This window comes from Geotalea uraniireducens Rf4 (assembly GCF_000016745.1).
In the GTDB taxonomy this organism is placed as follows: domain Bacteria; phylum Desulfobacterota; class Desulfuromonadia; order Geobacterales; family Geobacteraceae; genus Geotalea; species Geotalea uraniireducens.
This window is the reverse complement of sequence record NC_009483.1, coordinates 4388481-4409505: the sequence shown is the minus strand read 5'-3', so window position 1 is coordinate 4409505 and position 21025 is coordinate 4388481. Positions and strand designations below refer to the sequence as shown.

27 protein-coding genes are annotated in these 21025 nt (G+C 53.5%); 20 read left to right on the top strand and 7 right to left on the bottom strand.

All coding sequences use genetic code 11. The annotated features are described in order from the left end of the window. Positions 1-4: 4 nt before the first annotated feature. The 4 genes from GURA_RS19205 (at position 5) to GURA_RS19190 (ending at position 3551) form a co-directional block, all read left to right on the top strand. Positions 5-1609 carry a glycosyltransferase family 39 protein gene (locus GURA_RS19205; protein ID WP_011940573.1) on the top strand — a complete coding sequence of 535 codons (1605 nt, stop codon included), beginning with the start codon at positions 5-7 and terminating at the stop codon, positions 1607-1609. A 36-nt stretch (positions 1610-1645) separates the two neighbouring features. Then, positions 1646-2362, top strand: a complete 717-nt coding sequence (locus tag GURA_RS19200; RefSeq protein WP_011940572.1) for a glycosyltransferase family 2 protein — start codon at positions 1646-1648, stop codon at positions 2360-2362. 215 nt (positions 2363-2577) lie between these two features. Continuing rightward, positions 2578-2964: a hypothetical protein gene (locus GURA_RS19195; protein ID WP_011940571.1), complete on the top strand. Its 387-nt coding sequence runs from the start codon at positions 2578-2580 to the stop codon at positions 2962-2964. Positions 2965-3047: 83 nt separating this feature from the next. Beyond that, the gene (locus GURA_RS19190) at positions 3048-3551 is read left to right on the top strand and encodes a glycosyltransferase family 2 protein (RefSeq protein WP_232278944.1); all 504 of its coding nucleotides are present in this window, start codon (positions 3048-3050) and stop codon (positions 3549-3551) included. Between the two features lie 244 nt (positions 3552-3795). Here GURA_RS19190 and GURA_RS19185 read toward each other — a convergent pair whose 3' ends face one another. Both GURA_RS19185 and GURA_RS19180 read right to left on the bottom strand, forming a co-directional pair. Next, a complete protein-coding gene (locus GURA_RS19185) occupies positions 3796-4275 on the bottom strand; it encodes a DUF721 domain-containing protein (protein ID WP_041245559.1) in 480 nt (159 codons plus the stop codon). After that, complete coding sequence (locus GURA_RS19180; protein ID WP_011940569.1) at positions 4268-4525, bottom strand: hypothetical protein; 258 nt, start codon at positions 4523-4525, stop codon at positions 4268-4270. Before GURA_RS19180 ends, GURA_RS19185 begins: the two co-directional genes overlap by 8 nt. 125 nt (positions 4526-4650) lie before the next feature. Between GURA_RS19180 and GURA_RS19175 the strand changes: the two genes are divergently transcribed. The 14 genes from GURA_RS19175 (at position 4651) to rsmI (ending at position 13959) form a co-directional block, all read left to right on the top strand. Beyond that, positions 4651-4911, top strand: a complete 261-nt coding sequence (locus tag GURA_RS19175; protein WP_011940568.1) for a DUF3343 domain-containing protein — start codon at positions 4651-4653, stop codon at positions 4909-4911. A 27-nt stretch (positions 4912-4938) separates the two neighbouring features. Next, entirely contained in the window at positions 4939-5520 is a 582-nt protein-coding gene (yedF, locus tag GURA_RS19170) for a sulfurtransferase-like selenium metabolism protein YedF (RefSeq protein ID WP_011940567.1), read from the top strand. A gap of 141 nt (positions 5521-5661) precedes the next feature. Then, positions 5662-7011, top strand: a complete 1350-nt coding sequence (ffh, locus tag GURA_RS19165; RefSeq protein ID WP_011940566.1) for a signal recognition particle protein — start codon at positions 5662-5664, stop codon at positions 7009-7011. Positions 7012-7061: 50 nt separating this feature from the next. Beyond that, on the top strand, positions 7062-7328 hold the full coding sequence (gene rpsP, locus GURA_RS19160) for a 30S ribosomal protein S16 (protein WP_011940565.1): 267 nt from the start codon (positions 7062-7064) through the stop codon (positions 7326-7328). Between the two features lie 54 nt (positions 7329-7382). After that, entirely contained in the window at positions 7383-7613 is a 231-nt protein-coding gene (locus GURA_RS19155; RefSeq protein WP_011940564.1) for a KH domain-containing protein, read from the top strand. Further along, positions 7613-8134, top strand: a complete 522-nt coding sequence (rimM, locus tag GURA_RS19150) for a ribosome maturation factor RimM (RefSeq protein ID WP_011940563.1) — start codon at positions 7613-7615, stop codon at positions 8132-8134. Before GURA_RS19155 ends, rimM begins: the two co-directional genes overlap by 1 nt. Beyond that, positions 8131-8874, top strand: a complete 744-nt coding sequence (gene trmD, locus GURA_RS19145; RefSeq protein ID WP_011940562.1) for a tRNA (guanosine(37)-N1)-methyltransferase TrmD — start codon at positions 8131-8133, stop codon at positions 8872-8874. The genes rimM and trmD overlap by 4 nt, the downstream gene beginning before the upstream one ends. Beyond that, positions 8864-9445, top strand: a complete 582-nt coding sequence (locus GURA_RS19140; protein ID WP_011940561.1) for an RNA methyltransferase — start codon at positions 8864-8866, stop codon at positions 9443-9445. Before trmD ends, GURA_RS19140 begins: the two co-directional genes overlap by 11 nt. Positions 9446-9599: 154 nt before the next feature. Further along, on the top strand, positions 9600-9956 hold the full coding sequence (gene rplS, locus GURA_RS19135) for a 50S ribosomal protein L19 (RefSeq protein ID WP_011940560.1): 357 nt from the start codon (positions 9600-9602) through the stop codon (positions 9954-9956). 204 nt (positions 9957-10160) lie between these two features. Then, the gene (locus tag GURA_RS19130; protein WP_011940559.1) at positions 10161-10811 is read left to right on the top strand and encodes a ribonuclease HII; all 651 of its coding nucleotides are present in this window, start codon (positions 10161-10163) and stop codon (positions 10809-10811) included. Next, positions 10808-11191, top strand: coding sequence for a YraN family protein (locus GURA_RS19125; RefSeq protein ID WP_011940558.1), 384 nt, complete (start codon positions 10808-10810; stop codon positions 11189-11191). The genes GURA_RS19130 and GURA_RS19125 overlap by 4 nt, the downstream gene beginning before the upstream one ends. Before the next feature lie 127 nt (positions 11192-11318). After that, positions 11319-12170: a nitrilase-related carbon-nitrogen hydrolase gene (locus tag GURA_RS19120; protein WP_011940557.1), complete on the top strand. Its 852-nt coding sequence runs from the start codon at positions 11319-11321 to the stop codon at positions 12168-12170. Further along, complete coding sequence (locus tag GURA_RS19115; protein ID WP_011940556.1) at positions 12170-12991, top strand: NAD+ synthase; 822 nt, start codon at positions 12170-12172, stop codon at positions 12989-12991. The genes GURA_RS19120 and GURA_RS19115 overlap by 1 nt, the downstream gene beginning before the upstream one ends. A gap of 119 nt (positions 12992-13110) precedes the next feature. Further along, positions 13111-13959, top strand: a complete 849-nt coding sequence (gene rsmI, locus GURA_RS19110; protein ID WP_011940555.1) for a 16S rRNA (cytidine(1402)-2'-O)-methyltransferase — start codon at positions 13111-13113, stop codon at positions 13957-13959. Between the two features lie 26 nt (positions 13960-13985). Here rsmI and GURA_RS19105 read toward each other — a convergent pair whose 3' ends face one another. From GURA_RS19105 to GURA_RS19090, 4 genes are read right to left on the bottom strand one after another with little or no spacing between them, the layout of a single operon-like run. Beyond that, positions 13986-15578 (bottom strand): glucose-6-phosphate isomerase, encoded by a 1593-nt coding sequence (locus GURA_RS19105; RefSeq protein ID WP_011940554.1) that lies wholly within the window; start codon positions 15576-15578, stop codon positions 13986-13988. A 60-nt stretch (positions 15579-15638) separates the two neighbouring features. Further along, on the bottom strand, positions 15639-16595 hold the full coding sequence (gene arsS, locus GURA_RS19100) for an arsenosugar biosynthesis radical SAM (seleno)protein ArsS (protein ID WP_041245558.1): 957 nt from the start codon (positions 16593-16595) through the stop codon (positions 15639-15641). Between the two features lie 58 nt (positions 16596-16653). Continuing rightward, positions 16654-17355, bottom strand: coding sequence for a TVP38/TMEM64 family protein (locus tag GURA_RS19095; RefSeq protein WP_041245557.1), 702 nt, complete (start codon positions 17353-17355; stop codon positions 16654-16656). Next, entirely contained in the window at positions 17352-18884 is a 1533-nt protein-coding gene (locus tag GURA_RS19090; RefSeq protein ID WP_011940551.1) for a mercuric reductase, read from the bottom strand. The genes GURA_RS19095 and GURA_RS19090 overlap by 4 nt, the downstream gene beginning before the upstream one ends. 349 nt (positions 18885-19233) lie before the next feature. Between GURA_RS19090 and GURA_RS19085 the strand changes: the two genes are divergently transcribed. Together GURA_RS19085 and GURA_RS19080 are read left to right on the top strand one after the other, a co-directional pair. Continuing rightward, positions 19234-19830 (top strand): cytochrome c3 family protein, encoded by a 597-nt coding sequence (locus GURA_RS19085; RefSeq protein ID WP_011938776.1) that lies wholly within the window; start codon positions 19234-19236, stop codon positions 19828-19830. Then, positions 19790-20314 carry a hypothetical protein gene (locus GURA_RS19080; protein WP_232278943.1) on the top strand — a complete coding sequence of 175 codons (525 nt, stop codon included), beginning with the start codon at positions 19790-19792 and terminating at the stop codon, positions 20312-20314. The genes GURA_RS19085 and GURA_RS19080 overlap by 41 nt, the downstream gene beginning before the upstream one ends. Before the next feature lie 10 nt (positions 20315-20324). Here the strand turns inward: GURA_RS19080 and GURA_RS19075 are convergent, their stop codons facing one another. After that, positions 20325-20975 carry a LexA family protein gene (locus GURA_RS19075; RefSeq protein WP_011940550.1) on the bottom strand — a complete coding sequence of 217 codons (651 nt, stop codon included), beginning with the start codon at positions 20973-20975 and terminating at the stop codon, positions 20325-20327. Between the last annotated feature and the right edge of the window lie 50 nt (positions 20976-21025).

Below are 21025 nucleotides of genomic sequence, written 5' to 3'. Positions count from 1 at the left end.
CGGTATGCTGCTGAAGAAGTGGGAATATTGTTTGCCGATTTTTGCCTGTATGCTGGCATTTGCCCTCAGATATCATTTCCTGGTGACCTACCGCTACCCGATGATGATCCATGAGCAGGACGCCGTAGGATATATGGTAGTGGCAAAAAATATTTTCCAGCTGCAGCCTTTGGATACCGCTGGCAGGCCCCCCGGCTATCCATTAGTCATTGCCCTTTTTGCCCTACTGCCGGTTGATCTGGAATATGCCGCGCGCCTTGCCTCGATTTTCATGGATGCACTGACAGTACTCCCCCTCTTTATCCTGGCACGGATCTACCTTTCCCGTATCCCCGCCCTGGCAGTCTGTCTGCTCTGGGCATTTTTCTCCTTCAGCTTGATTTTTACCACTTCCCCCCTGAGCCAATCGAGTTATCTCTGTTACCTTTTGTGGGGAATTGTGCTTCTCCACCAGGGAGTGGAAAAGAATGGTAAAGGCTGGTTATGCGGAGCGGGAATATTATTTGCCCTTTCCTACCTGGCAAGACCGGAAGGATTTGTCGGCTTTGTTTGCGGCTTCCTGGTGTGCTTGTTGCCTTTAATAGGAAAAGGTAATTTCAATAGAAAAAAGGTTGCTGCTCCATTAGTTTTCCTGCTTGGGTTTCTTCTTCTGGCTGGTCCCTATCTGATTTCTCTGCATAACCATATTGGCCAATGGGCACTGTCACCCCTGACGGAATCACATGTTAAAACTGCGGATGTCGTACTGACGCTGAATGCCAAGGGAGAATTGAAAAAAACCGGGACTGGCGGATCAGTCTGGAAAGATTACTATGGGACGGTGCCTGTCTTTATTGATGCAGTATGGGCAAATATCAAGGCTTTCTCACGGGTATATTATTCTACTTTTCCCATATGGATGCATCTCGTGTCCTGGGCGGGAATGGTAATTCTTCTCTGGGGCAGAAGGGCAAAGAATTTTATCTATATGTTAATACTATTGGCTGTAACTTCGCCGAATTATATAGTAACCATACCCAAAACTCATTCCTACATCTATCCGATCTTCACGGTTATGTTTGTCTGCTTTATTGCGTTTTTCGAAACTGCAGCTAAAGGGGTCTGGAGAGTTGTTGAAAAGTTCAGGCCTGTCATGAAATCCGCAGTATATGAGGCCGGATTGTCTGTCTTGCTATTGTTGGTCGTGTCATATGTTTCTTTTGGGTTCTATAAGCAGGCCGACGCAAATTATCAGTCACCGGAATTGGTAAGGCAGGTAATGTTAACGGAAAAAATTTACAAGGGCGCCGGTGAAATCATAAAAAATAATTCGCAAAAAAACGACGTGATCATGACCCGTTGGGGGCTTGTCGGCTATTTTGCTGATCGTCCAGTTATTACTCTCCCCAAAGGAGGGGTCAAAGAAGTTGTTGACTATGGCAGGAAAAACGGAGCCCGCTTCCTGTTGATCGATACAAATTCAGTCTTATCGCGGAGGCAGGAGTTGATTGAACTTCTCGGCCCGCTGGAAGGCAAGCCCGTCAACCCGGCTTACGGGATAGAGGTGTTAAGCGGAAATTATTTTCCGGATCTTGGCGGGTTCGTTATCTATCGCTACCTGCTGAAATAGAACTGTCCCTCCAATCAAGCCCCATTAAGGTATCTTATGCAATTATCAATTATTATTCCGTGTTATAACGAACTGGACACTATCAAGACTATTGTAGAGGCAGTTAAAGCTTCTCCTTATCCTCACAAGGAAATTATCGTTGTCGATGACTGTTCTACTGACGGCACAAGAGAAGTACTGAGAAACAGTGTTGCGTCGCTGGTGGATAAAGTCCTCTATCATGCTGTTAACCAGGGGAAAGGCGCTGCACTCCGGACCGGAATAGCGGCGGCAACCGGCGATATCGTTATAATTCAAGATGCAGACTTGGAATATGATCCGAATGAGTACACAAAGATAATCGATCCGATTCTGCATGGAAAGGCGGATGTCGTTTTCGGCTCCCGTTTTATTGGTGAAGGCGCGCATCGGGTGGTCTATTTCTGGCACAGGGTGGGAAATGGTATTCTGACCCTGCTTTCCAATACTTTCACCAACCTTAACTTGACGGATATGGAGACCTGCTATAAAGCATTCCGGCGAGAGATTATCCAGTCGATTGAGATAGAGGAAAACAGGTTCGGCTTTGAACCCGAAATCACCGCAAAATTGGCCAGGACGAAATGCAGAATCTTCGAAGTCGGCATATCCTATTACGGCAGAACATATGAAGAAGGAAAGAAGATTGGCTGGATGGACGGGTTTTCGGCTTTACGCTGCATTCTCAAATATAATCTTTTCAGGTCAGGCGGTCGGAGCAGGAGAAAATTTTGACGATATCCGGGGCAATCTCATCACTAACTTTCTCCCGGCGGGAAAAAGCTCCGCTGGCAGGAGCCGAAGGGAATAACGGCCTGGTCGGTTATCTCAAAAGAATACATCGGATTAATTTTCAATATGTGTGGTGGGGAAAATGAAGTTTCTGAAATTTTTTTCAGTCTCAGAAAAAAATCCCTTTCCCAATATTCCAATTCATAAAAGAAGGTTATATGAAGGCCAATAATCAAAATACCACTGAATGTATTCAATATTTTTTTCGAGAACATTACGGAATACTCTTTTCAATCATCTTGTCTGTTATCATCCTCTACTTTTATTCTCAACAACCCGGACTCTCTACCGACGGGACAGTTTATCTCCAGATCGCGAGAAACCTGTTGCAGACAAAAGAACTGGGCTGGCAGGCAAGCATGTTTCTGCCTCTCCAATCTATTTTCATAGCTGTTATTTCTTATCTCTTCAATGTCAAAGATTTATTGTCTGTTGCCGGTATAGTTTCACACATGATGTTTTTATTGCTTGTGCCTGCGGTTTATATGCTGGCACTTGAGATGTTTGAAAAAAGGACCGCAATTATTGCGGCTATAATGACTTGAATCAATTTTGTACGTAGGAACATTCTTTCATTTGTGCAGCGGTATTTCTTATATTGTATTTAATATTGTCTGGATGGTTCAATATGTATAAAAGATATGATGAAAATACTAAGATATCCATAGTGATCCCGGTTTATAACGAATGCAATACCCTTCTAGAGATTATTCAGAGAGTCTCCGAGGTTCCTTTTAACAAGGAGATAATCATTGTTGATGATTGTTCCACTGACGGCACACGGGATTTGTTAAAGAAGTTAAGCGTGGAAAACATGCAGTTGATTTTTCATGACAAAAATCTCGGCAAGGGTGCCGCCCTTCAGACCGGTTTCAGCATGGTCAATGGCGAAATAATTATAATTCAAGACGCTGACCTGGAATATGACCCACGGGATTATTCTCAGCTTTTACAGCCTATTTTTGATGATAAGGCTGATGTAGTTTACGGTTCACGTTTTGTGGGTGGGGCTCCCCACCGAGTGGTGTTTTTTTTGGCATATGATGGGAAACAAGTTCTTAACCTTCTTGTCAAACATGTTTACCAATTTAAATCTTACGGACATGGAATCATGCTACAAGGTTTTCATTAAGGATGTTTTGCGCGAATTGAGGCTGGAAGAAAAACGTTTCGGCTTTGAGCCCGAGTTTACCGCAAAGGTGGCCAAACTTGATGTGAGAATATACGAAGTCGGCATTTCCTATTCAGGAAGGACCTACAAAGAAGGGAAAAAAATCGGGTGGAAAGACGGCCTTTCTGCAATAAAATGCATATTGAAATATAACCTGTTCAATTAGGATTTACTCTGCAACGTAAGTTCAGTTAAGCCACGCGATTTACTCTTCCCGGTCGGCCTTATGTCGCGCCACCAGGCTGGCAAATGCACCGCGTAGTTCAGAGTCGGCTATTGCCGAAGAGTATTCGGCAATTTTTTCCTTTTCTTCGCTGGAGAGGGGTCTTGCTTTTTTTCTCAGTGCAGTTGGCTGTGGGACAGACTCTTCCCTACTTCCAGCTCGGAGAAAAATATCTTTTACCAGTTCTTCGCCGAGCCTCTTGTTCAGCTTGGCGATGATCTGCTTTTTCAGGTAGCTCAACTGCTGCATCCAGGGGGCGCTGTCCACAGTCACGGTCAGAACACCGTCACGGAAACCGGTCGGTCTCGCGCGGGCCGCTATCTGCTCTCCAACGGCTATCTCCCAGACAAGCCAGATCTTTCCCTCATTCAGCCGTTTCCCCACCGGTTTGCCCTGAAAGATTTCGGCAAGGAGGTCGGCAACGGCTGCCGGCCGGGGCATCTTCGGGCGTTTTTCAGCCAAGGGATTTCCTTTTCTTGTTAAGTTTTCCGCCGATCAATTGACCGGCAACTGCGCTCCCCAGCGTCAGTGGGATAAGCTTCCAGCTGAATCCCGACTTTATCCGCAGGTAGATAATGATCGGTATCGAGATGTGGACATAAAAATACCAGCCGAAGGTGAACTTCTCGTAATTCTGGCGCAGATAGCCGAACGGCAGGTTAATGATGCAGGCCAGCGCCATAATCCCTAAGAATAATAAAACAGGATGCATTCTCTACCTCTCGGCGGTATAGTATGAATTTAGCATGTTTTTGTCAATGCGCTTATTGCTTGAAAAGTTGACGTCCCTGTGTAAAATTGTGCAGCAATCGGTTTACTTCGTGAAAGGGTACGATATTGGTCCGAGACGGTGATTATGTGGCTGTTTTCAACTCCATCCATCGGGTGATGAAAGCTGAAAAGATATTGAAGGGGCGGAGGTTGGGAATTCTTCTCATTCCGGTGCCACGGGCGTTACAATCCGATTGCGGCCTTGCCATCAGGTATGGCACCGATATTAAGGATTCGGTGGAGATGGTGCTGGCGGAGGAAGGACTTCAGCCGGCTGAATTGTATGTGAAGCGGAATGATCGATACGAAAAAGTGGAGGGTTGTTGACCCTGTGAGACTGATTGGGAGGAAAGGTTGAAAACCATTGATTGCAGAAATATGGCTTGTCCGCAACCGGTTGTGATGGTGAAACGGGCTTTGGAAGAGAATCCGGGAGAGCCGCTGAATGTATTGCTCGATGACGGGGCGCCACGGGAAAATGTCGGCCGCTTTGCCGCAAACCGTGGGCTTGAAGTCGAGGAAACGGTCGTCGGCGGGGCGTTCTCTCTGGTCATTTCAGGGACGCAGCAGCAAGCGAAGGAAGGTGTCGTGAGCATAGGGGGTAAGACTGTCATGCTGGTCGCCGCTGACCGGCTGGGTGATGGCCCTGAGGAGTTGGGACGACTCCTGATGAAAAATTTCATCATAACCCTGCTCGATGTGACAGACGTTCCCGACCTGATGCTGTTTGTCAATACCGGCGTGCTTTTGACCACCGAAGGTTCCGAAGTGATCGAAGCCTTGGAAAAGCTTGGAAATCGGGGGGTGGAGATTTTTTCCTGCGGGGTCTGTCTCGATTTCTTTCATCGTAAGGACAAGCTGGCTGCCGGCACGGTGACCAACATGTTCACCATTGCCGAAAGCATGTTGCAGGCGCGTTCCGTGATTCGGGTCTGAATAGAAATGCATAAGTGAATTTTATCTTGACAAAAAGCTGGACTTTCTACTAAAGTTACCCCTTTACAAGTGGTAAATTGCGCGTTTTGCATGGCGTGACAAAATCGTCACATAACAGTTTGAAATTACAGCAGAGTTTAGATGTTCGAAAGCCTTTCCGATAAACTTGATCTGGTCTTTAAGAAGCTCCGCGGCCATGGTGTGATGACCGAGGAGAATATCAAGGATGCCCTGCGTGAAGTGCGTCTGGCGCTCCTTGAGGCGGACGTGAATTTCAAGGTCGTCAAGGATTTTGTCGAGCGTGTCCGGGAAAAAGCGGTCGGCACCCAGGTTTTGCAAAGCCTTTCGCCGGGCCAGCAGGTGGTCAAGATTGTCCATGACGAGCTGGTCAGTCTCATGGGGGGTGGTGAGGATAACAGCCTCGATCTGGCGGCCAAGCCGCCGGTTGCCATTATGATGGTGGGCCTTCAGGGCGCCGGCAAGACCACTACCTGCGGCAAGCTGGCCAGGTACCTGAAGGCGCAGCGGAGAAAACCGCTGATGGTTCCTGCCGATGTCTACCGTCCGGCGGCTATCGAGCAGCTGAAAACCCTTGGGCGGCAGCTGTCGATCGAGGTGTATGATTCTCAGGCGGACCAGAAGCCGCTCGATATCTGTCGCAATGCCTTGAAGTACGCAGAGCTGTCCGGCTTCGACACGGTGATCTTCGATACAGCAGGCCGTCATCAGATCGATGAATATCTGATGGATGAACTGGTCCATATCCGTGATGCGGTCGATCCCCGCGAAATCCTCTTCGTTGCGGATGCCATGACCGGCCAGGAAGCGGTCAACGTCGCGGCCGGCTTTGACGAGCGTCTCGGCATCACGGGCGTTGTTCTTACCAAGCTGGACGGCGATGCTAAGGGGGGCGCGGCCCTTTCCATCAAGGCGGTCAGCGGCAAGCCGGTAAAATTCGTCGGGCTAGGGGAAAAGCTGGACGCGCTCGAGGTGTTCCATGCGGACCGTCTCGTGTCGCGCATTCTCGGTATGGGGGATGTGCTGACCCTTATTGAGAAGGCCCAGTCCACCTTCGATGCAACGGAGGCCGAGCGTCTCCAGAAGAAGCTGAAGAAAAGCAATTTTGATCTGGATGATTTCAAGGGCCAGCTCCAACAATTGAAGAAGATGGGCTCCCTCGAGTCGATCATGGGGATGATCCCCGGTATGGGCAAGATGATGAAGCAGATGCAGGGCGCCCAGCCGAGCGAGAGGGAGTTGAAGCGGATCGAGGCGATCATCGATTCCATGACCCGCGCGGAGCGGGCAAACCACTCCATCATCAACGGCAGCCGGCGGTTACGCATTGCCAAGGGGAGTGGTACTTCCGTGCAGGAGGTCAACCAGCTCCTCAAGCGCTTCACCGAGGCGCAAAAAGTGGTCAAGCAGTTGCAGAAGCTCGGCCCCAAAGGGCTTATGAAGGGAATGGGAAAAGGGATGTTTCCCTTTTAATACTAAACACAAAGTTGCGGCAGAGGCCGTGATAATACCAGGAGGAAGAAATGGCAACAAAAATCAGGCTGGCACGCGCCGGCGCAAAGAGAAAACCATTCTATCAGGTTGTGGTTGCAGACGAACGTTGCAAGCGGGACGGCCGTTTCATTGAAAATGTCGGAACCTATGACCCGAACCAGAACCCTGCCGTCTTCAAGCTGGAAGAGGCAAAGACTCTTGAATGGCTTGGCAAGGGCGCACAGCCTACCGATACCGTCAAGCAGATCCTCAAAAAAGCCGGTATCTGGGAAAAATTCGTTTCCAAGCTTGCATAATCCTGTTTTTTCCGCCGGCACGCCGGACATTCTACACTTACAGAGGACAGCGACATGAAAGAGCTCGTAGAAACCATCGCTAAAGCACTTGTTGACGACCCCAATCAGGTAAGAGCAACCGAGGAGATGGAGGAAGAGACTACCGTTATCAAGCTGACTGTGGCGAAAGAAGACATGGGCAGGATTATCGGCAAAGAGGGGCGGACGGCGAAGGCTATTCGTACCCTGCTCAACGCTGTTTCAACAAAGGATAACAAGAAGGCGGTCCTGAAGATAGTAGAGTGATGTCCAGCGGTAACGAAACAGTTCTGATCGGTAAGGTCTCGGCAACACACGGGGTCAGGGGGCAATTGCGTATCACCCCCTTTTCCGGCGACGTGGATAGCCTGCTGACATTGCGATCGATTATGGTGAAAAAGCCTGGCGGGGAGATGGAAATCTTTGCAGTTGCGGCTTCCAAGGCCCACGGCAAAAAGGTCATTATTACCCTTAAGGCGTTTGATAATATAAATCAGGTGCTTCATCTGGTGGGGCGAGAATTGTACGCCCTGCGCGAGCAGTTGCCGGAACTTCCCGAAGACGAGTATTACTGGTGCGACCTTTTGGGGTTGCAGGTGGTAACCGAAGAGGGGGAGTCTCTCGGAGAACTGGTGGATATTATCGTGACCGGTAGTAATGACGTTTATGTGGTCCAGGGGAGCGGACGGGAGATACTCATTCCTGCCCTGGCGGATGTTGTGCTGGATGTGGATTCGGATGCAAAACGTATGACAGTCAGCCTGCCCGAGGGGCTGCTCGATCTATGAAATTCGATATTTTGACGCTCTTTCCCGCCATGTTTGATGGTCCGTTAACGGAAAGCATTCTCAAGCGCGCTGCCGAGAAGGGACTTATTGAGGTAAAACTCCATAACATTCGGGATTTTGCCTTTGATCGGCACAGCGTAACGGACGATTACCCTTACGGTGGCGGCGCAGGGATGGTGATGAAAGTGGAGCCCCTTGCGGCATGTATTGAACATGCCAAGGTAGGCAGTCCCAGGGCGCGTGTCATCCTTACCACCCCGCGGGGGCGTTCCTTCAACCATGCTGTGGCGGAAGAGCTGGCTCGTGAAGAAGCGCTGATTATCATCTGCGGCCGGTACGAGGGGGTGGATGAACGGGTCAGGGAACTGTTCGTTGACGACGAGATATCCATCGGCGACTTTGTCCTGACCGGCGGCGAGATGGCGGCCATGGTGCTCGTTGACGCTGTTTCCCGTTTTGTTCCCGGTGTTTTGGGGAGTGACGAGTCTGCCGTGAATGATTCATTTGCCGATGGTCTTCTCGAATACCCCCAGTATACGCGGCCGGCGGAATTTCGGGGACTGGGCGTGCCGAGCGTGCTTTTATCCGGCAACCATCAGGAGATCGCCAAGTGGCGGCGCCGACAGTCTCTGGGCCGCACCGCCGCATCGAGGCCGGATCTGCTGACGGATGCGCATCTCTCTGCAAGCGACAGGGAATATCTTGAGGAATTGCAAAGGGTAGCCGGCAGTGACGGATAATCTTCCAACCGCTCCGAATGTGAGCATTGCCCTGCTCCATTACCCGGTATACGACAAAAATCAACAGGTCGTGGCCACTGCGGTAACCAATCTCGACCTGCACGACATTGCCCGTTCAGCCAAGACCTTCGGCCTGTATCGCTACTATGTGATAACGCCGGTAGCGGAACAGCGCACTCTGTCGGAACGGATCAGGTCTCACTGGCTGGACGGCTGGGGCGCCACCTACAATCCCAAGCGCAAGGCGGCCCTTGAGCTTATGCAGGTTGTCGATTCCCTGGATATGGCTCTTGATGACCTGGAAAAGAGTCACGGCAAGAGGGCGAAGATTGTTGTCACCGGTGCCCAGGGGCGCGCGAACAGCATCTCTTCTGCCCAGCTAGGAGAACTCTTCCGGGATGCAGCTCAGCCCTATCTGCTGCTGTTTGGTACTGGGTGGGGAATGACGGAAGAAATTTTCAACCGGGCCGATTACGTCCTGGAGCCGATCAAGGGGCGCGGCACCTATAACCATCTGTCTGTCCGCTCGGCGGCAGCCATCATCCTCGACCGGCTGCTTGGCGAACGATAGCAATGCGGTTGATGGTTGATGGTTGATGGTTGATGGTTGATGGTTGATGGTTGATGGTTGATGGTTGAAAAAATGAAGAATGGCAACAGAATTCACAGGTAATTCTGCATATTAAATAAAGCTCTGGCTGCATAGATAAGGGAGGAAGAAAAAAATGAACAAGATCGATTTTATTGAAATGGAGCAGATGAAGAAAAACATCCCCGTGTTCAGACCCGGTGATACGGTGAAGGTCCACGTGAAGATCGTTGAAGGTGACAAGAGCCGTATTCAGGTCTTCCAGGGTGTGGTGATCGGCCGTCAGAACGGCGGAATCCGCGAGTCCTTCACTGTGCGCAAGATTTCCAACGGGATCGGCGTAGAGAGAAGTTTCCCCCTCCACTCGCCGTCCGTTGACGCCATCGAGGTGATAACCCGCGGCCAGGTCCGTCGTGCCAAGCTTTACTATCTGCGCAAGCTGCGCGGTAAGGCATCGCGAATCAAGGAAAAGAAATACGTGGCAGGCATGTAATTCCAATTTCAAATCAAGGATGAAATCGAGGCGGCGAGGAGTGAGGCGACGAAGCGTACAGATAGTACGTTGAGGAGCCGAAGACGAGCCAACGAAGATAGCGCCTTGATTTGGCATTGGAATAAGAACGCGAAGGAGCCCCGGCAGTGCCGGGGCTTTTGCTTTTGATGTTAACCGTTCACTTTACACCTTTCCTGGATTCATATGAAGACTTTGAATCTGTTCCCCTGTGAAGAGAGGCCGTCCCTGCTGGAATTCGAATCGCTGGTTCGACGCCAGGGATACGCATGCATTGCCGGCATTGACGAGGCCGGCCGCGGACCGCTGGCCGGTCCGGTAGTGGCGGCCGCTGTCATACTGCCCAATGGAGTCGAACTTCCAGGAGTAAATGACTCAAAAAAGCTCTCCCCAGTCAAGAGGAACGAACTGTTCGATCTCATCATGGCTTCCGCATCTGCGGTCGGGGTCGGCAGCAGCGATGCAGGCCTCATCGACGAGATCAACATCCTGCAGGCCACCCTTGCCGCCATGAAACAGGCGGTATCAATGCTATGTATTCCACCCGACTATCTGCTCATTGACGGCATCTCCAAGGTTCCCCTTTCCATCCCCCAAAAGACCATAAAAAAAGGCGACAGCCTGAGCCTATCCATTGCTGCAGCCTCGATTATCGCCAAGGTCTCCCGTGACCGGCTGATGATGGATTACGAAACCCGGTTTCCCGGCTACGGCTTTGCCGCTCATAAGGGGTACGGCTGCGTCTCGCACATGGCGGCCATTGCCGAGCTTGGGCCCTGTGCCATTCACCGAAAGACTTTTCGTGGCGTTAAAGAGTACGTGAGGAGTGAGGAGTGAGGAGTGAGGATAGGGCAGATAACAAGAGCCTCGGCGAGCAGGGTGAGGCGATCGCCGTTTGCTATCTGAAAGGGCGGAAATACGCCATTGTTGAACGAAACTTCCGTTGTAAGTGTGGTGAGGTCGACATTATAGCCAGAGACGGCAAGACCATAGTCTTTGTTGAGGTGAAGACCCGCAGGAATGAAGCCTGCGGCCCGCCGCAAGCATCCGTCACCCCTTTCAAGCAGCGGCAGATCTCCAAGGCCGCCCTCACCTGGCTGGCGAAGAAAATGCTTCTGGATGCCCCTGCCCGGTTCGATGTTGTCGCCATCCTCCAGCGGGATCATGCTGTGCCGGAGATTGAGCACATCAAAGATGCCTTTGAGCTGGCGTACTGACTCCGGTCGATGGTGGATTGTCGACAGTGTGTGGTGAAACTGCATAGTAATTGAATGAATCAGCCGGCAAAAATTTGCCAAGCTGCTTCTGCTGTGTTAATTTAGTGAAAAAACTGCGGAGAATACCATGGATTTTACCGTTGCCCTGGCGCAGATCAAGCCGAAGCTTGGCTGCCTTGCCGATAATTTTGCCCTTGTTGAGGCCGCCGTTGAACGGGGAATAGAGTCGCAGGCCGGTCTGATTCTGTTTCCCGAGCTGGCCCTGACCGGCTATTTTCTCAAGGACCTGGTACCGGAAGTGGCGCTTTCCCTCTATGCACCCGAAATAGGCAGGCTGAAGGAGCTGTCCCGTCGGATCTCCATTGCGGTCGGGTTCGTCGAGGTTTCTTCGGACTACCGGTTCTTCAATTCCGCAATCTACCTGGAAGACGGCGAAATAAAGCATCTTCACCGCAAGGTTTATCTCCCTACCTACGGCCTCTTCGACGAGCAGCGCTACCTTGCCCGCGGTGAAAGGTTCCGCGCTTTCGATACCAGGTACGGCCGGATGGGGATGCTGATCTGCGAGGACATGTGGCATCTGTCCGCCCCCTACATCATGGCCATGGACGGGGCGACCACCCTGCTTTGTCTCTCCAGCAGTCCGGGGCGCGGCATCAGTGAGGATGAGAGTCTCGGTTCAACCAAGGCCTGGCAGAAGCTTACCTCCACAACGGCCATGTTTCTTAACTCCCGGGTGCTCTACTGCAACCGGGTCGGCTATGAGGACGGGGTGAATTTCTGGGGGGGGTCGGAGTCGGTGGCGCCATGCGGCAGCGTTAGCGAGCGGGGAAAGATCCTCGAAGAGGATTTCGTCCTTGCCCGGTTGGAAGAGGGGGCGCTCAGGCGGGAGCGGATTTTCTCCCCCATGATGCGTGACGAAAGCCTTTCCATTACCATGGCGGAGCTGCGACGGATCGAGATAGAGAGGGAAAGCTGATGGCGGGACTTGCGATGAATACGGAATTACTGCGCCGGATACTTGTCGGCTTTATCCGGGAAGAAGTGCGTAAGATAGGGCTGCAAAAGGCCGTGCTCGGCCTTTCCGGCGGAATCGATTCGGCGCTTGTCGCCTACCTGGCCGCAGAAGCGCTTGGCCCGGAAAATGTTTATGCCTGCACCATGCCCTACCGCACCAGCAACCCGGAGAGCGAGGCCCATGCCCGGCTGGTTGCCGAACGGCTCGGTATCAATTACCGGGTGATCGAGATCACCCCCATGGTGGACGCCTATTTCCAAATGGTCCCCGATGCCGACAACATGCGGCGCGGGAACAAGATGGCCCGGGAGCGGATGACCATCCTCTATGACCATTCTGCGGCCTACTCAGCCCTGGTGCTCGGCACCAGCAACAAGACCGAGCTCTTGCTCGGCTACGGCACCCTCTTCGGTGACATGGCGAGCGCCCTCAATCCCATCGGCGACATCTACAAAACCCAGGTCTGGCAGCTGTCCGAGGCGATGGGGGTCCCGCGGGAGGTCATTGAGAAAAAACCTTCCGCCGATCTCTGGGCAGGGCAGACCGATGAGCAGGAACTGGGCTTCACCTACCGTGAGGTTGATGAACTCCTTTACCAGATGGTGGATCTCCGCTGCAATCGTCAAGAGCTCATTGCCCAGGGGTTTTCCGCCGACTTCATCGACAAGATTTACGGCAAGGTGCAGAATTCCCACTTCAAGCGCCGTCTGCCGGTGATCGCCAAGGTCTCCACCCGGACCATCGACCGGGACTTCCGCTACTCCCGCGACTGGGGGAAATAAGGCAGGATCGAGGCACGAGGTCCGAGGTCCGAGGACCGAGAACAACCAAAACCTCGTTCTTCGATCCTCGGTCCTTTTTACCCGGAGGACACGCAGGTTGTGGCTTATAGGAAAAAGTAATGTCTGAACCCACCGGAACCCTTTACATTGTGGCCACCCCCATCGGCAACCTGGAAGACATCACCTTCCGGGCGGTGCGCATCCTGAAAGAGGCCGACCTGATCGCCGCCGAGGATACACGCCATTCCCGCAAGCTCCTCTCCCACTTCGGCATCTCGAAGCCGCTTACCTCCTACTTTGACCACAACAAGCATCTGAAGGGGAAGTATATCCTGGACCAGCTCGGGGAAGGGCGCACCGTGGCCCTCATCACCGATGCCGGCACGCCGTGCATCTCCGATCCGGGCTATCAGCTGGTGCGTGATGCGGTTGCCGCCGGCTTCACCGTCGTGCCGGTTCCGGGGCCGTCCGCAGCCATCACCGCCCTTTCCGCTTCGGGGCTGCCGACGGATACCTTCGTCTTCGAAGGCTTTCTCCCCAATCGCCAGGGTAAGCGTCGGGATAAGCTCGCCTTGCTCAGGGACGAGCGCCGCGTCTTGATCTTTTATGAATCGCCCAACCGGCTTCACGCGGCCCTGGCCGACATGCGGGACATCCTCGGCGATCGGGAAATAGTTGTTGCAAGGGAGCTTACCAAGGTCTACGAGGAATTCATCAGGGGGGACATCTCCGCTGTCATCGACCAGCTTAACGAGCGCAAGATCAAGGGGGAAGTGGTTGTCCTCGTCGCTCCCCGGAGCGGCGGCCGGGAGGAGGGAACCTCCCGGCCTCTCGCCGAATTGCTTGGCGATTATCTGGACCGTGGTGAGTTATCGTTGAAGGATGCGGTGAAACTGGTGGCCATGGAGACCGGCCTCCCCCGCAGCGATGTCTATGCCGAAGCCTTGAAGCTGCGAGACCGGGAGTAGCAGGTGTTCCGTTGCGGCCGACAAAATCAGCGCACGGAACGGAATCTCCAATCGAAAACGGTTTCACCCGCTTCCCTGGCTATGCCGTGGCCCGGGTTGGCGGATGCATGGAGGAGAATCTTGAAAACGGTTTCCACCTCTTTCTCTGCTCCGATGGCGGCGGCCATCTCCTCTGCCGTAAATTCCATCCCTTGGGCACGATGCAGATACGACAGCACCTCACCTTGCAGGTTGAGCACTACTCCCGCTGCCTTTTTCCCCGCTTCCACTCCCGGTTGGTGATAGGCGTTGATATTGACGAGACTGGCATAATAGCCGACTGCCCGTTCGTAAAGCGCGATCAGGGCGCCGATGGTGCGGGCGTCGAGCCGGTCGACGGTGATGGTCAGGGATTCCCTGCCATTTTCATACAAAGCCTGCCGCGTCCCCTGGAAAAAGCCGTTCAGGTAGTCACCGCTGGTAACACCTGCTTCCACCTCCATGGATTTCCCTTCCCGGTCTTGCAGCACCTCGATGAAGGTGACGAAGAAGTTGTTCACCCCTTCCCGTAACTGCTGCACATAGGCGTGCTGGTCTGTGGAGCCTTTGTTGCCGTAGACCGCGATTCCCTGGTTGACGATGTTGCCGTCCAGGTCCCGCTCCTTGCCGATGGATTCCATGATGAGCTGCTGGAGGTAGCGGGAAAAAAGGAGGAGACGGTCCTTGTAGGGGAGGATCACCATGTCCTTCGCGCCGCGACCGGCGGTTGCGTGATGCCACATGAGCGCCAGGAGCGCGGCAGGATTGGCGCGGGTTTCCCTGCCGCGGGTGATTTCGTCGCAGAGCCGTGCCCCTTCCAACAGCGCGGCAATGTCGATCCCCTGGAGGGCGGCAGGGAGAAGCCCCACCGCCGAGGTTACCGAGGTGCGGCCGCCCACCCAGTCCCACATGGGGAAACGGGCCAACCACCCTTCCCGTACGGCTGTTTTGTCCAGTTCGCTGTCCTTGCCGGTCACTGCAACGGCGTGTTCGGCGAATTCAAGTCCCATTGCATGATACGCCCGTTTTGCCTCCAGCATGCCGTTCCTTGTTTCCTTGGTGCCGCCGCTCTTGGAAATGACGATGGTCATGGTTTCCCGGAGACTAGCGCCGATCTCCGCCAAGACCCGGTCCATGCCGTCCGGATCGGTGTTGTCGAAGAAGTACGGTCTTAGCCGATCTGCTGCCGAGCCGAGTGCATCGGCCACAAACTGGGGACCCAGGGCAGAGCCGCCTATCCCCACCACCAGCATCCGCATGAAGCGTTTGCCGGTCGGGGCGGTCACAGTCCCGTCATGGACCCCGGCGGCAAATTCCTTTATCCCTCGCAGCGTGAACGCTATCTCCGCCGCAAGTCCGCCGGTCGGGGCAAGGTTCGGTTCCCTTAACCAGTAATGGCCGACCATCCGCCTTTCGTCCTGGTTGGCTATTGCTCCCCCCTCAAGCTCGGCCATGTCGTTAAAGGCCTTCTGCATGCGCTGTTCAATGTCATTGAAAAAACCGTCGGGGAAATCCATGCGACTGATGTCGAGCATGAGGCCGATGGCAGGGTTGACATTCAGATGACTTTTATACCGTTCCCAGAGATGCAGTTTGTCCATTATTCCCTCCGTAAGATGATTGAAAATATCGCACAAGGTCCGAAACGATACGCTCTCCGGTTACGCCAGTACGCCTGTGCAGCTGGAGCCTTCACCTGCGGTGCAGCAGTAACAGTGCTGGGCCAGGAACAGTTCATTGCCGGTTCTGGCCGCATTTTCCAGATCGTCGATCATCAGTATGCCGCCATCTTCATCGGTGATGGGGAGACCTATGGCCTGGTTGAAGTCGCAGTTGTAGAGAAAACCCTTCCAGTCGACGCTTACCAGCGTGCGGCACATGATGTTTTGGGCGGCGTCCGGGTTAAAGCTGGTGGCCAGCAGGTTCAGGTAACGCTCATAGGCTCCCTTCATTTCCAGGTACTCCCTGAAGCGGCCTATCGGTGCGTTGGTAATGGCGTAGAGATTGTTGAACGTAACGCCGTAGCATTCGAGCAATTCGGCCTTATAGGCAGTCTCCAGCTCTTTCTGTGCGCCGGGTATGTAGTCTCCACCAGGATTATAGACCAGGTTCAGTTCGTGCGTCCTTCCGTAGCCGAGAGCGTTCAGTTTCTTCAGAGCCGCAATGGATTTGGCGTGGACCCCCTGGCCCCGCTGCCGGTCCACGTTTTCCTCAAGGTAGCAGGGGAGGGATGCGGTGATGACCAGATCGTGCTCCCGGTAAAACTCCGTCAGCCACGCCATCCCCGCTTCCTGCGTGATGGCCAGGTTGCTCCGCACGATGCGGCGGGGGGAGAGGCCGTCGGTTGCCTCGATGAGAAAACGGAAGTGGGGGTTCAGCTCGGGGCAGCCGCCGGTTATGTCCAGGGTGATGCCGCTTTGCCGGGCGAGGAAGGCTATGACCTTCGTCATTACTTCCTTGTCCATGATTTCCTTGCCGTGTGGGGAAGCGTTTACATGGCAGTGGCTGCAGCTCAGGTTGCAGAGATTGCCGAGATTGAGCTGCAGTGTCTGCAGTGAATCGAATCTGATGTAAACCGGGTTGATTTTCAGTAAGCGTTCTTTGAAGACAGCGACCATCTTGACTCCGTGAATAGTGAACTGGGAACTGGGAACTGGGAACTGGTGGTTCCACATCTTATTGCTGATCCCCGATCCCCGATTCCCGTTTTCTTGCTTTCAGTTTCTGGTAAAACACCGGCACCAGGGCAAAGAGGCCCAGCAGGGCAAAGGATCCGAGCACCCGCGGGGAGGCGATTTCCCTCATGCTGTTGATGGATGCCAGGCTGGCCCCGGCGTTGCAATAGACGAAACCACCGGGGATAATGCCGAACATGGTGCCGAAGAAAAAAGTCCGCAGCGGCAGTTTTGTCAATCCGGCCCCCAGGTTGATGAGGAAGAAGGGGAAGACCGGCACCAGGCGGAGGAAAAGCAGATAGTTGAGCCCCCTTTGCTCCAGCTCGGTGTTCAATTTGCTGAGCCTGACCCCGAATTTGCTCTGGATCGAATTGCGGAAAAGATATCTGGCCACCAGGAAGGCGAGGGTGGCGCCGAGGGTGGCTGCTATGTTGGAATAGATGGTCCCCATGGCCGCTCCGAATACGGCGCCTGCGGCGAGCGACAGTATGGCTGCGCCGGGAAGGGAGAGGGCGGTCTGCACGATGTAAACCGCCATGAATATCCCTGCCGTGGCCACTCTGTGTGTATCGTGGAAACGCACCAAGGTCAGCCGGTTGGCCTTTAATGATTCCAGAGTCAGATATCTCCCCAGATCGAAGTAGAAGAAAAGGGCGATGAGTGCAGCGACAATTGTGAGTATAACGAGTTTTTTCCGATTCATTGCGTTTTTCTCTGCCATTTCAACCAGACGCTGAGGATTTTCTTCACGAATGGGGTGAGCCGGGTGCGGTTATAGGCATCGGCGAGCTTCTTGATCGCCTCCGCCTGGGTGGGGTAGGGATGAATGGTTTTGCCGACAGCTGAGAGGCCGAGGCCGGCGGTCATGGCCAGCGACATCTCATTAATCATCTCGCCGGCATGGCGGGCGACGATGGTTGCGCCGAGAATCCGGTCGGTCCCCTTTCTCAGGTGCACCCGGGCAAACCCCTCCGACTCTCCGTCGAGGAGCGCCCGGTCCACCTCGCTGAGTGGCACGGTCAGGGTCGTCACCTCGATCCCCTTTTCCCGGGCCTCCCGCTCGTACATCCCCACGTGGGCGATCTCCGGTTCGGTATAAGTGCACCATGGGATGGTGAGGGCAGATGTCTTCTGCCGTCCCATGAATAGCGCGTTGGCGATCAGGATGCGTGCCAGGGCGTCGGCGGAGTGGGTGAACTTGTAAGGGAAACAGATGTCGCCGGCGGCAAAGATCCGCGGGTTGGTGCTCTGGAGCCGCTCGTTCACCGTTACTCCCACTTTAGGGTCGTAGGCAACCCCTGCCGCCTCCAGATTCAGCCCCTCCATGTTGGGAGCCCGGCCGATACCGACCAGGATCTCGTCGAACGCCAGCTCCATCCCTTTTCCATCCTGCTCGACGGTGATGATCTTGTCGTTGTCGCGTCTTGCGACAGCCAGGATGCTGGCTCGCAGGCAGAGCTCAACCCCGTCATCCATCAGGGCATTCTGCACGATTTCCGCAGCGTCGGCGTCTTCCCGGGAAAGGAGGTGGTCTGAGTATTCCAGGACGGTCACCTTGCTCCCCAGCCGGGCAAAGGTCTGGGCCATCTCGCAGCCGATGGGGCCGCCGCCGATGACGGCGAGCCTCTGCGGCAGTTCGGTGAGGGAGAAGACCGTTTCGTTGGTGAGGTAGCCCGCTTCAACGATCCCCGGAATGGGAGGGGCGGCAGCCCTCGCCCCGGTGCAAATGGCCGCCTTTTTAAAGCGCAGCAGTTTTCCTCCGACCTCGACGGAGTCGGAGCCGGTAAAGCTTCCCGCGCCGAAGAAGACGTCGATCCCCAGCTCGTCCCGGAAGCGCCGGGCCGAGTCGTGGGGACTAATCTCGCTCCTTATTCGCCGCATCCGCTTCATGGCGGCCGTAAAATCTATAGGGAGACTTTCTCCCCCGTCCACACCGAATTCATGGGCGGTTCGCACGTCATGGATAGCCCGGGCGGCACGGATGATTCCTTTGGAGGGGACGCAGCCGTAATTGAGGCAGTCACCTCCCAGGAGGTGTCGCTCGATGAGGGCTACCTTTGCCCCGAGGCCGGCGGCGCCGGCGGCAGTGACGAGCCCGGCAGTGCCTGCGCCGATAACCACAAGGTTGTAACGCTCGGCAGGAGCAGGATTTGTCCAGTTACCGGGGTGGACGTTGTCAACCAGGGTTCTGTTGTGGTCATCATCGGGAAGAATGAAGGGTGCGCTTTGCATGGGATCATCCGACAGTGTAGCATTAAATGAGGATTAATAATAGCATAGTTGCCGTGATATTCAAGCAATGCAGGTGCTTGAAGGTTCCCTGTGCAAAGAAGAACCGCTGTTCATTTTTATCAATTCATTCTCAACGTATTGATATAGCAGCCTATTTATTGATTCCACAATGATTCCTGTGCAATCTTAGAACAGTTGCGCTGCCGCAGTCGTGGTGACAACTTTCGCCCGTTGCCACCAATTTGCCCAACAATTTAAGGTCGTTACAGGATAATTACTGCTTATCCGTCCGCTGGTACGGCTGTTGTAATAGCTAAGGTAAAGACAACGCTTTCAGGAGGGACAGGCCATGCTAACGACAAACTTTACATCCGGCGCAAAGAAATTCATGGTAGCCGCTCTTTTTGCTTCCGCTTTCGTCTCTACCGCCAGCATCGCTTCTGCTTCGCTTGGTGATGGCTCATTGGGTATCTGCTCTTTTACCCGGCAGCTGGAGGACCCCTACGAAAAGGTCTTATTCCAAAACCGGTTTGCTGTCGCCAGGCAGGCTGCCACCTCACTCTACGGCGAGATGTCCGGCGACAATAACAGGGTAATCGTCAACGGCGGTGAACGATTGGAGATCGATGCGTTTTCCTTCGACTGCATCTCCTGCCACGATGGTACGAGCGCCCCTTCCCACGATACCCGTTTTAAAAACACGAGCCGGCCCGATGCGGATGCTGCGCAAAGTGCGCTGGGCAGTCATCCGATCGGCATGCATTACGGGAATGCCAGTTATATGAACGACCAGTTGAGAAGCGTCAACAGCCTCAATCCGAACATGCTCTTTGTCGACGGCAAGGTGGGATGCCTGAGTTGCCATAATCCGCTCAACCCGGATAGGAACCACCTGGTGACGAGCAATGAGTACAGCAACCTCTGCTTCTCCTGTCATATCAAATAAAAACGTCAACGACGGTAAGGAGGATACGACCATGGGATACCGTTATATGATGCCGGATGAAAAGGCCGGCGAATGCAGCTACCGCGTCATGGAAGTGGTTATGATGAGAAAGGGAAAAGCCGGCACGGAGAAGGCCGCAAGTCAGATGATGACCGTTGATAACCACTGGGATACCCTGAGGTATGTACAGGACAACATGGACGATTTTATCGCCAACATCGTAAAGGTGAAGAGAATGGACGCGTCCGGCAGAAGGAAAATCGATGAAAACGCCAGGCTGTTCGAACGCAACCTGGAACCGCTCTTTTCGCTGATCTCGGCAACGAGCAAAACGAATGTAATGGACAAGCTGTCCAATTCGCTGAAAAAGGCCCTGTTTCTCATGGCCCTGGACCGTTACCACTGCGACAAGGATACCATCTGCCGCGCTCTCGGCATCAGCAGGGATAAGCTGGACAAGGAAATGAGGGCCTGCGGTTTGTAACGGTTCATCTTCAGATCTTTACTTTCCTCCAGACATCAACGACCGTGCCTATGATCTTCGTGTTGTTGTCCTGCTTGAACGGGGCGTAAGCCGGGTTGTCGGGCGAAAAAAATATCTCATTTCCGGCAACCCGGTATCTTCGCAGGATCGCCTCATTCCACCTGTTGTTTACGAGAACAATATTCTTGTTGCTCAACTCGCCGCCAGAGTTAAAGATGACCAGATCGCCGTCACGGATGGTCGGTGCCATGAAATCTCCGTATGTGATGATGGCGTAGCACCCCTGCGGCCCATTCGGTAGAGAAACATAATCACAGATATCTTCCTCTTTAAGCGAATCGGGAAATCCTTGGGGGATCCGCTTGAGCAGCGGTATCCTTGTCGTGACGAATTCCTCGATGAGCTTGTCGGGTAACTGCGTCTTCCCGAACATGTCTCCCCTGCCGGTATATAGCCACTCTTTGTTTATTTTATAAAGATGACACAGGGCGATCAAGAGGGTATCGGATGGACTTTTTTTGCCTCGCTCGATGCCGCTTAGAAAGCCCTGCACGATTCCGAGCGAGTCGGCAAATTCTTTTTGGGTCATGTCTTTGGCCTGCCGGAGCTCTTTAATGCGCAGGCCAATGGAAATATCTGAGTGATAAATATTTTCTATCATGCTACTCCCAACAAAAAAAATATCTCTCTGTGTATTTATTTATTGACAAT

What these genes read in the sequence shown, in the direction of transcription:
- rsmI (WP_011940555.1), top strand. Translation starts at nt 13,111, where the DNA reads ATGTCTGAACCCACCGGAACCCTTTACATTGTGGCCACCCCCATCGGC.
- GURA_RS19120 (WP_011940557.1), top strand. Translation starts at nt 11,319, where the DNA reads ATGGATTTTACCGTTGCCCTGGCGCAGATCAAGCCGAAGCTTGGCTGC.
- ffh (WP_011940566.1), top strand. Translation starts at nt 5,662, where the DNA reads ATGTTCGAAAGCCTTTCCGATAAACTTGATCTGGTCTTTAAGAAGCTC.
- GURA_RS19130 (WP_011940559.1), top strand. Translation starts at nt 10,161, where the DNA reads ATGAAGACTTTGAATCTGTTCCCCTGTGAAGAGAGGCCGTCCCTGCTG.
- rimM (WP_011940563.1), top strand. Translation starts at nt 7,613, where the DNA reads ATGTCCAGCGGTAACGAAACAGTTCTGATCGGTAAGGTCTCGGCAACA.
- GURA_RS19095 (WP_041245557.1), bottom strand. Translation starts at nt 17,355, where the DNA reads ATGAATCGGAAAAAACTCGTTATACTCACAATTGTCGCTGCACTCATC.
- arsS (WP_041245558.1), bottom strand. Translation starts at nt 16,595, where the DNA reads ATGGTCGCTGTCTTCAAAGAACGCTTACTGAAAATCAACCCGGTTTAC.
- GURA_RS19090 (WP_011940551.1), bottom strand. Translation starts at nt 18,884, where the DNA reads ATGCAAAGCGCACCCTTCATTCTTCCCGATGATGACCACAACAGAACC.
- GURA_RS19180 (WP_011940569.1), bottom strand. Translation starts at nt 4,525, where the DNA reads ATGCATCCTGTTTTATTATTCTTAGGGATTATGGCGCTGGCCTGCATC.
- GURA_RS19085 (WP_011938776.1), top strand. Translation starts at nt 19,234, where the DNA reads ATGCTAACGACAAACTTTACATCCGGCGCAAAGAAATTCATGGTAGCC.
- rpsP (WP_011940565.1), top strand. Translation starts at nt 7,062, where the DNA reads ATGGCAACAAAAATCAGGCTGGCACGCGCCGGCGCAAAGAGAAAACCA.
- GURA_RS19075 (WP_011940550.1), bottom strand. Translation starts at nt 20,975, where the DNA reads ATGATAGAAAATATTTATCACTCAGATATTTCCATTGGCCTGCGCATT.
- GURA_RS19105 (WP_011940554.1), bottom strand. Translation starts at nt 15,578, where the DNA reads ATGGACAAACTGCATCTCTGGGAACGGTATAAAAGTCATCTGAATGTC.
- GURA_RS19155 (WP_011940564.1), top strand. Translation starts at nt 7,383, where the DNA reads ATGAAAGAGCTCGTAGAAACCATCGCTAAAGCACTTGTTGACGACCCC.
- GURA_RS19195 (WP_011940571.1), top strand. Translation starts at nt 2,578, where the DNA reads ATGAAGGCCAATAATCAAAATACCACTGAATGTATTCAATATTTTTTT.
- GURA_RS19200 (WP_011940572.1), top strand. Translation starts at nt 1,646, where the DNA reads ATGCAATTATCAATTATTATTCCGTGTTATAACGAACTGGACACTATC.
- GURA_RS19190 (WP_232278944.1), top strand. Translation starts at nt 3,048, where the DNA reads ATGTATAAAAGATATGATGAAAATACTAAGATATCCATAGTGATCCCG.
- rplS (WP_011940560.1), top strand. Translation starts at nt 9,600, where the DNA reads ATGAACAAGATCGATTTTATTGAAATGGAGCAGATGAAGAAAAACATC.
- GURA_RS19080 (WP_232278943.1), top strand. Translation starts at nt 19,790, where the DNA reads ATGAGTACAGCAACCTCTGCTTCTCCTGTCATATCAAATAAAAACGTC.
- GURA_RS19205 (WP_011940573.1), top strand. Translation starts at nt 5, where the DNA reads ATGCTGCTGAAGAAGTGGGAATATTGTTTGCCGATTTTTGCCTGTATG.
- trmD (WP_011940562.1), top strand. Translation starts at nt 8,131, where the DNA reads ATGAAATTCGATATTTTGACGCTCTTTCCCGCCATGTTTGATGGTCCG.
- GURA_RS19115 (WP_011940556.1), top strand. Translation starts at nt 12,170, where the DNA reads ATGGCGGGACTTGCGATGAATACGGAATTACTGCGCCGGATACTTGTC.